This window comes from Hydrogenophaga sp. (assembly GCF_022844385.1).
In the GTDB taxonomy this organism is placed as follows: domain Bacteria; phylum Pseudomonadota; class Gammaproteobacteria; order Burkholderiales; family Burkholderiaceae_C; genus Hydrogenophaga.
The window spans coordinates 35,758-42,524 of record NZ_JALHLX010000013.1 but is presented as its reverse complement, the minus strand read 5'-3'; the positions used below and the strand labels follow the sequence as shown (position 1 = coordinate 42,524).

Below are 6,767 nucleotides of genomic sequence, written 5' to 3'. Positions count from 1 at the left end.
GCAGCCCTGCTGTTGCTGCACGTGGTCATCAAGCGTCGCACCCGGTTCGAAGCGGCCATGCTGCTGCGCCAGCACTCCACCTTTCACGAACCCATGCCACCGGTGCTCGCCACGCCCAAACGGGATGTGCGAAGGCCGGCCGAGCCAAAGAAGCGCCCCTCGCCGGTCAGCGTCGACTGAGCGCGCTTCCAAACCTCACTTCTGTATGGGATTTGCCGTGAGCAGCGCGGCCGAATACGCCCGCATGAACTCGCGCGCCTTCTCCGGGTGGGGCGCGGTGAGCCAGGCACTGTAGGCGCCCTCGTTCAAGATCGCCGGCATGCGCTTTTCGCTGCCGGGTTGGCCATAGCGGTGCATCAGCGCGTGGGCGTTGGCATTTACCGTGAGCAGGCAGAAGCTCACAATCTCCTCGTCGCCCGCCCCTTTCCAGCGCTCCCACAAACCCGCCACGCCCATGGGCTTGCCGTCCACGCGGGTGATGCGCGTGGGCACGGGTTTGCCGCTGCGCAGGTCGTCTTCCTGAAACGACATCATGGGCACGATGCAGCGCTGCGCGCCCAGCCATGCGTCGCGGAAGTTGTTGGAGGTGGTCACGATCTCGCAGCGCGCATTGACCAGCTTGGTCGAGCGCAGCTTGGCGTCCGAGGCCGACTTGACCCAGGTCGGCACCAGGCCAAACTGGCCGCTGGCGAGTTCGAATGCGGGCTTCACGGGCTCGGCGCCCTCAGCGGCAGGCTCGGTGGCCACCAGGCGCACAAACACGCCGGGTTTGCGCGGCCACACGTCACGACCGGCCGGTTTCTCGGGCGCGGGCACGTTGAAGGCGTCGGGGTACAGGCTGGCGAGCTGAAGGCTCTCGTATTGGGTGCTCATCGGGTCATGCTAGCTGATGGGTGCCACGCACGCGGCCAGGGTGGCGGTGCGGTGCGTGTGTGGCGGCGTGCGTGGGCTCCTTTTCGAAGCGCGAGGCCAGCGGAAACAGCCGCTGCAGCACCGCGCGCACCTTGGCCAGACGGGGGTCGTGACCATGGGCGTCGTCGGTGGTGTCGTTGATGCAGAAAAAGTCCAGCGTACCGGCGGCATCGATCAGCGCGTCGAGCTGCTGCGCCTGGTCGTCGCAGCCGGTGGTCACGTGCAGGTGCGCGCACTCGCGCATGCGCAGCTCGCCGTGTGCGAGCGCCCGGCGCAGCACGAAGTCCGAGACCAGCGTGGGGCTGGCCCAGGTGCGGAAGGTGGTGGAGCGCACCCGCTCGAACAGCTCGGGCGCTTCGGCCTCGGCGGCTTGCAGCAGCGACTTGAGCAGGGGGCGGGGCGAATGGGCAAAGGTGCGCGGCGTGTGCCGGTAGTCGGGCAGGCCGCTCAGCCACTGGGCCGAAAGGCGGCTGGCGTTTTCCAGTGCGTTTTCATCGGAGCGCAGGGCGATGCCCTCCACCAGCGGGTCGTCGGACCAGGTGGCGTATACACCGCCGGGCCAGAACCAGTCGTCGATCTGCACCGGTGCCCCAAAGAACACGTCGTCGTTGAAATAGAAGAAACGCTCCGACAGCCCCGGGATACGGTGCACATACGACTCGATGTGGGCGGAGTCGAACGTGGGCAACTGGCTCGCAGGGATCAGCTCGCGGTGGTCCACGAGCGTGAGGCCGCTGGCGGGGCGCAGCCACGGCGGCGTCTGGCCGTCGGTGACAACGTACACATGACCGTGATCGGGAAAGTGGCGTTCCAGCGCACGCAGGCTGTAGCGCAGTTCGTCGTTGTCGCGAAAGCGCCCTTCCACATTGCCGTAGAGCGCCATGGCGCCCGGGTCGATCGCCCCGTGCTGCCGCGCGGCCTGATGGCGCCTGGCACGCCATGTCGGGTCGTTGCCGTCGACCCAGAGGTAAACGATGTCGATGCGGGCGTCGGCGGGAGCAGAAAGGAGGGACATGTCGGCGAAGGGTGCAGGGCTCTGAGGCACTGGTCTCCCACGCCGAACGAGCGCGCAATCTATCACGAGGCTCCCACTGGGCAGGCACACGGCGCCGAAAACCCCTGTTTTGTCGGGATCGGGCGCGGGCTGGACCACAATGCCCCCATGACCGCCCTGCCCGCCAGCCCCGCCGCCGACCGCAACAAGCAGCCGATCCTGGAGACCTTGCAGCGGGTGCTGCCCGAGCGCGGCATGGCGCTGGAGATCGCCTCCGGCACCGGCCAGCACGCCACCTGGTTCGCCGCCGGGCTGCCCGGCTGGCAGTGGCAACCCACCGACCTGCAGGCCAGCGCCATGGCCACCATCGCCGCCTGGACCGAACAATCGGGTGTGCGCAACGTCTTGCCACCCATGCGACTGGACGTGACCTCGGCCCAGTGGCCCGACGAGGGTGATCTGTTCGGCGAGGCCTTTGGCGAGACCTTCGATGCGGTCTACTGCGCCAACATGCTGCACATCGCGCCTTGGGCTGCGTGCGCCGGGCTCATGCAGGGCGCAGCCCGGGTGCTCACGCCCGAAGGCCTGCTGGTGACCTACGGCCCCTACCTTGAAGACGGCGTGCCCACCTCAGCCGGCAACCTCGCGTTTGACGAGAGCCTGCGCAACACCCACCCGGAGTGGGGCATCCGCCAGCTGACCGACGTGGCGGCTGAGGCGTTGCGCGCGGGTTTGCACCTGCGCGAACGCCACACCATGCCGGCCAACAACCTGCTGCTGGTGTGGGGCCGGGAACCACCCGCGCAGGCCTGAGCTCCATCCCGCACTCTTTCACTGCCGAACCCCACACCCATGCTCAGAAACCTCAAAGACCTGTTCGACAACCTCGCCGCCAGCCTCAGCGCACCGGCCGGTGCCCAGCTGCCCGCCGAAGGGGCGCACACCCTGCAGCTGTCCACCGCAGTGCTGCTGGTGGAGGTGATGCGGGCCGAGCCCGACCTGCAGGACAGCGAACGCGACGCGGTCATCACCGCGCTGAGGCGCAAGTTCGACCTCAGCGACGACGAGATCGACCGGCTGATGGAACTGGCCCACGAAACCGCACGCACCGCCTACGACTACCAGCGCTTCACCGGCCTGATGAACGAGCGATTCACACAAGCGCAAAAGATCAGCGTGGTCGAGGCGATGTGGGAAGTGGCCTTTGCCGACAACCAGCTGGATGCGAACGAGCACCACGTGATCAGCAAGGTGGCCGGCCTGCTGCATGTGACCCACGGCGAATACATCGCCGCCAAGCTGCACGCCCAGGCTGCGGCCCAGGGTTGAGGCCCGGGGGCGCCGCACAAGCCGCTACCGAACTTTGCCTGCCTCGCGCGGCACGTTCACCGGGCAGATACACGGCGGGCACACCATGAAGGCTCACCAACCCCCAAGGAGTCCACTCCATGAAACCCCGAAACATCGTTGTGTATGCCATCGCCGCCGCCACGCTGAGCATCAGCTCCCTGTCTTTTGCACAGGGCAACCCGCACGGTGGACGATTTGAAGCACCGACCCTGCAGCGGGTGGACGATCGGCGCGATGACCGGCGTGACCACCGCGCGGACCGCCGGGATGACCGGCGCGACTTCCGCCAGGAGCGCCGCGAAGACCGTCGGGACTTCAGGCACGACCGCCGCGCCGACCGCCACGACTACCGCCATGGCCCGCAAGTGCGCTACTACCAGGCACGCGGTCCCCAGTTCCAGCGTGGCCGATACATCCCGCAGGAATACCGCGGTCGTCAATACGTGGTGGTGAACCACCATCAGCACCGCCTGTACGCGCCGCCTCGCGGTCAGCAATGGGTTCAGGTCGGCAGCGACTATGTGCTGGTCGCCATCGCCACTGGCCTGATCGTCAACCTGATCCTGAACAACTGACCTGCATCTTCCACGCCCTGCCCCAGGCGCAGAACATCCCGAAGGGTGCTCTGCGTCTTTTCATTCCGGGGTGGGGTCTGCGATGATCCGGGCCTCGGCCCACCCTGCACTGCCCACCATGAAATACAGACACTTCGCCCTGCCGCTGCTGGCCTCGCTGACCCTGCTGACGGCCTGCTCGAAAGAAGAGACCAGCGCCCCCTCAGCCCCCACAGCAGCCGTCACCACCCCGATCGAAGCCGCGCAGGCGCTGGACGTGCTCGCAGCGCAAGGCAAGGGTTTTGCCGCCGGCAAGATCCTCAGCGCCAACGCCGTGTATGTGCTGTTCGACCCACAGTGCCCGCACTGCGCGCGCCTGTGGGAAGCGTCCATGCCGCTGCACACCAGCGTCAAGTTCGTCTGGTTGCCGGTGGCCATCATGAACGCCAAAAGCGCACCCCAGGGCGCGGCGATCATGACCGCCACCAACCCGGTGCAAGCCATGACGGCGCACGAAACCTCGTTGCTGGCCGGCAGCGGCGGCACCGCGGCATCGGCCGATATCGCGCCCGACGTGCTGGCTGCCATCAAGACCAACACCGCCTTGCTGGAACGCCTGGGCGCCACCTCGGTGCCCTACATCGTGGCGCGCCACCAGCGCAGCAACCAGGTGGTGATGCAGGCCGGCGCCAACGACACCCAGTCCCTCGCCACTTTCCTGGGCCTGTGACAGCCTTGACACGCTGTTTTGTCGCTTACCATCGCGCAGTCGAGCCGCCTTCGCGGCTGTTGAACGGAGGCCCCCATGGGCAAAGAGCAGCGCAACGAAAAACTGTCCAAGAAACCCAAAAAGGACACATCCGCACCCAAGGGACCGGCCACGTCCGACCGCCCCATGCCACCCGTGACGGCGGTGCTGCCGCGCGGCAAGGAAAAGAACAAGTGAGCCTGGCATGAAGGCCACCTGGAACGGCGCAGTGATCGCCGAGAGCGACGAAACCGTGGTGCTGGAAGGCAACCACTACTTTCCCGAGAGCTCGCTCAACCGCGACTTTGTGACCTTCAGCAACCACCGAACCAGCTGCCCCTGGAAGGGCCAGGCGAGTTATTACTCGCTGCTGGTCAACGGTGAACTCAACACCGACGCGGCCTGGTACTACCCCGATCCCAAGCCCGAAGCCGACGAAATCCGGGGGCGCGTCGCCTTCTGGAAGGGCGTGAAAGTCACTCCCTGATGATCAGGCACGCCGGGGTCGCAATGACCCCGGCCGGTACTGGGCGACTGCCCATGCGGCGGCGCCCCGGGGCGTATCCTGAGCGGCACAACAACCACTCCAGGAGACACCCATGAACACTTCCCAACGCTTTGCGCGGCTCGGCCTTGTCGGCGTCGCCGTGCTCGTGCTGGCCGGCTGCGCCCGGCACAACCACGCGGCCATGCACGCCATGCACCACGGCGGCATGCACCAGGGCGGCATGATGGGCACCGCAGCCCCCACCACGCCCGCCAGGCTCACCACGAGCACACCCACCCTGTCCTCGGGCTACAAGAAGGTGGCAGCCCCGGCGCAGGCCAAGGTTTATTTCACCAACCTGCGCAACGGCTCTGTGGTCAGCAACCCTGTGAAGGTCGGCTTTGGTCTGAGCGGCATGGGCGTGGCGCCCGCCGGTGTCGAGAAGGAAGGCACCGGTCACCACCACCTGCTGATCGATGTGGCCGAAGTGGATGCCAACGCTCCGTTGCCGGCCAACGACCAGTTCCGCCACTTCGGCATGGGCCAGACAGAGACGACGGTGGAACTCAAGCCGGGCACGCACACCCTGCAGCTCGTGCTGGGTGACCAGAACCACATTCCGCACCACCCGGTGGTGATCAGCGAGCGCATCACCATCACGGTGAAGTGATGCCGTGAGGATTCTCAAAAAGGCGAATCTGTAAGGTGCGGCGGCGCCAGCCGACACACCTTGCATGAAACTCCTCAAATCTCAACCACGTTGCCACCCTCTTCAAGAGGGTGGCCATTTTTTTGGGGCTGCTGCAACTGCGGTGGCCCTCTCCTTGATGTTCCTCGGAATCGGCGGTGCCCAGGCCATGGCTCTGTCGGTCAAGGCCGCCGATGCACAGTGTGCAGACGCTGCGGCAACGACAGCCCCAGCGCCCCCAGAAGCCGAAAACCGCCTGCCACAAAGTCAGGCGGTGGCAGGAACGAAGGACATCGCGTGGGTGTGGCTGGCCTCACCCACGCGGCGCTATCCCCACGGTGCTCTGGGCTCCCCTGTGCATGCGGGAAGCGTGCACGCGTTGGCGCTGGCACCGGGGGGCAAATTGCAGGCCGTCAGCCTCTCTTTGCCGCTCAACCGGGTCTTTGAAGACAGGGTGCCGCGCGTCATCGACCTCGACGGGGACGGCAGCGAGGAAATCGTGCTGATCGAAGCCGACACACTGCGCGGCGCTTCGCTGGTTGTGTTTGGCCTGCAATGGCAACAGGGCAATGCCCGCTTGGTGGAGCGCGCCCGCGGCCCTTTCGCTGGCTCGACTTTTCGCTGGCTGAACCCGGTGGGCTTTGCCGACTTCGATGGCGACGGCAAACTCGATGTGGCCAGTGTGACCACTCCGCACATTGGCGGCGTCCTGACCCTGCATCACTTTCAGCCGCCGGAACTCCTGCCGTTTGCCAAGGCAATGGACGTCTCCAACCACCGCATGGGAGCTCTGGAACAGCGCTTGGCCGTGATCGTGCAGCGACCCGGGCTGCGCCCAACCATCATTGTTCCCGACATGACGCGCCAGGCATTGCACGCACTGCGCTGGGAGGCCCCCGGACAATGGCATGAACTGGCCGATCTGATGCCCCTGCCCGGCACGGTGGAGCGGCTCACACCGGCACCCGATGGCGCCTGCGCCGTGCTGGCCGACGGCCGTGCCTTTCGGATCACCTTGAATCCCTGAAGGAGGA

At 66.4% G+C, this 6,767-nt stretch carries 11 protein-coding genes; 9 read left to right on the top strand and 2 right to left on the bottom strand.

Annotated features, from left to right (window positions below):
• Positions 1 to 180: hypothetical protein (locus Q0C59_RS04605; protein WP_291212327.1), on the top strand; the 180-nt coding region annotated here is incomplete at its 5' end.
• A 15-nt stretch (positions 181 to 195) separates the two neighbouring features.
• Here the strand turns inward: Q0C59_RS04605 and Q0C59_RS04600 are convergent.
• Positions 196 to 873: an SOS response-associated peptidase gene (locus Q0C59_RS04600; RefSeq protein WP_291212325.1), complete on the bottom strand. Its 678-nt coding sequence runs from the start codon at positions 871 to 873 to the stop codon at positions 196 to 198.
• Positions 874 to 877: 4 nt separating this feature from the next.
• A complete protein-coding gene (locus tag Q0C59_RS04595) occupies positions 878 to 1,927 on the bottom strand; it encodes a Stealth CR1 domain-containing protein (RefSeq protein ID WP_291212322.1) in 1,050 nt (349 codons plus the stop codon).
• Between the two features lie 147 nt (positions 1,928 to 2,074).
• Here Q0C59_RS04595 and Q0C59_RS04590 point away from each other — a divergent pair, with 147 nt between their 5' ends.
• From Q0C59_RS04590 to Q0C59_RS04555, 8 genes are all read left to right on the top strand, one after another.
• Complete coding sequence (locus Q0C59_RS04590) at positions 2,075 to 2,719, top strand: DUF938 domain-containing protein (protein WP_291212320.1); 645 nt, start codon at positions 2,075 to 2,077, stop codon at positions 2,717 to 2,719.
• Positions 2,720 to 2,758: 39 nt separating this feature from the next.
• On the top strand, positions 2,759 to 3,235 hold the full coding sequence (locus Q0C59_RS04585; protein WP_291212317.1) for a TerB family tellurite resistance protein: 477 nt from the start codon (positions 2,759 to 2,761) through the stop codon (positions 3,233 to 3,235).
• A 119-nt stretch (positions 3,236 to 3,354) separates the two neighbouring features.
• Positions 3,355 to 3,831 (top strand): RcnB family protein, encoded by a 477-nt coding sequence (locus tag Q0C59_RS04580; protein WP_291212314.1) that lies wholly within the window; start codon positions 3,355 to 3,357, stop codon positions 3,829 to 3,831.
• 118 nt (positions 3,832 to 3,949) lie between these two features.
• The gene (locus tag Q0C59_RS04575; protein WP_291212312.1) at positions 3,950 to 4,540 is read left to right on the top strand and encodes a thioredoxin fold domain-containing protein; all 591 of its coding nucleotides are present in this window, start codon (positions 3,950 to 3,952) and stop codon (positions 4,538 to 4,540) included.
• 75 nt (positions 4,541 to 4,615) lie between these two features.
• Positions 4,616 to 4,756: a hypothetical protein gene (locus Q0C59_RS04570; protein WP_291212309.1), complete on the top strand. Its 141-nt coding sequence runs from the start codon at positions 4,616 to 4,618 to the stop codon at positions 4,754 to 4,756.
• Positions 4,757 to 4,763: 7 nt separating this feature from the next.
• Positions 4,764 to 5,045, top strand: coding sequence for a DUF427 domain-containing protein (locus Q0C59_RS04565; RefSeq protein WP_291212307.1), 282 nt, complete (start codon positions 4,764 to 4,766; stop codon positions 5,043 to 5,045).
• A 112-nt stretch (positions 5,046 to 5,157) separates the two neighbouring features.
• A complete protein-coding gene (locus tag Q0C59_RS04560) occupies positions 5,158 to 5,715 on the top strand; it encodes a DUF4399 domain-containing protein (protein ID WP_291212305.1) in 558 nt (185 codons plus the stop codon).
• Positions 5,716 to 5,872: 157 nt separating this feature from the next.
• Positions 5,873 to 6,760, top strand: coding sequence for a VCBS repeat-containing protein (locus tag Q0C59_RS04555; RefSeq protein ID WP_291212380.1), 888 nt, complete (start codon positions 5,873 to 5,875; stop codon positions 6,758 to 6,760).
• Positions 6,761 to 6,767: the final 7 nt, after the last annotated feature.

What these genes read in the sequence shown, in the direction of transcription:
- Q0C59_RS04560 (WP_291212305.1), top strand. Translation starts at nt 5,158, where the DNA reads ATGAACACTTCCCAACGCTTTGCGCGGCTCGGCCTTGTCGGCGTCGCC.
- Q0C59_RS04555 (WP_291212380.1), top strand. Translation starts at nt 5,873, where the DNA reads ATGTTCCTCGGAATCGGCGGTGCCCAGGCCATGGCTCTGTCGGTCAAG.
- Q0C59_RS04585 (WP_291212317.1), top strand. Translation starts at nt 2,759, where the DNA reads ATGCTCAGAAACCTCAAAGACCTGTTCGACAACCTCGCCGCCAGCCTC.
- Q0C59_RS04595 (WP_291212322.1), bottom strand. Translation starts at nt 1,927, where the DNA reads ATGTCCCTCCTTTCTGCTCCCGCCGACGCCCGCATCGACATCGTTTAC.
- Q0C59_RS04570 (WP_291212309.1), top strand. Translation starts at nt 4,616, where the DNA reads ATGGGCAAAGAGCAGCGCAACGAAAAACTGTCCAAGAAACCCAAAAAG.
- Q0C59_RS04590 (WP_291212320.1), top strand. Translation starts at nt 2,075, where the DNA reads ATGACCGCCCTGCCCGCCAGCCCCGCCGCCGACCGCAACAAGCAGCCG.
- Q0C59_RS04600 (WP_291212325.1), bottom strand. Translation starts at nt 873, where the DNA reads ATGAGCACCCAATACGAGAGCCTTCAGCTCGCCAGCCTGTACCCCGAC.
- Q0C59_RS04580 (WP_291212314.1), top strand. Translation starts at nt 3,355, where the DNA reads ATGAAACCCCGAAACATCGTTGTGTATGCCATCGCCGCCGCCACGCTG.
- Q0C59_RS04565 (WP_291212307.1), top strand. Translation starts at nt 4,764, where the DNA reads ATGAAGGCCACCTGGAACGGCGCAGTGATCGCCGAGAGCGACGAAACC.
- Q0C59_RS04575 (WP_291212312.1), top strand. Translation starts at nt 3,950, where the DNA reads ATGAAATACAGACACTTCGCCCTGCCGCTGCTGGCCTCGCTGACCCTG.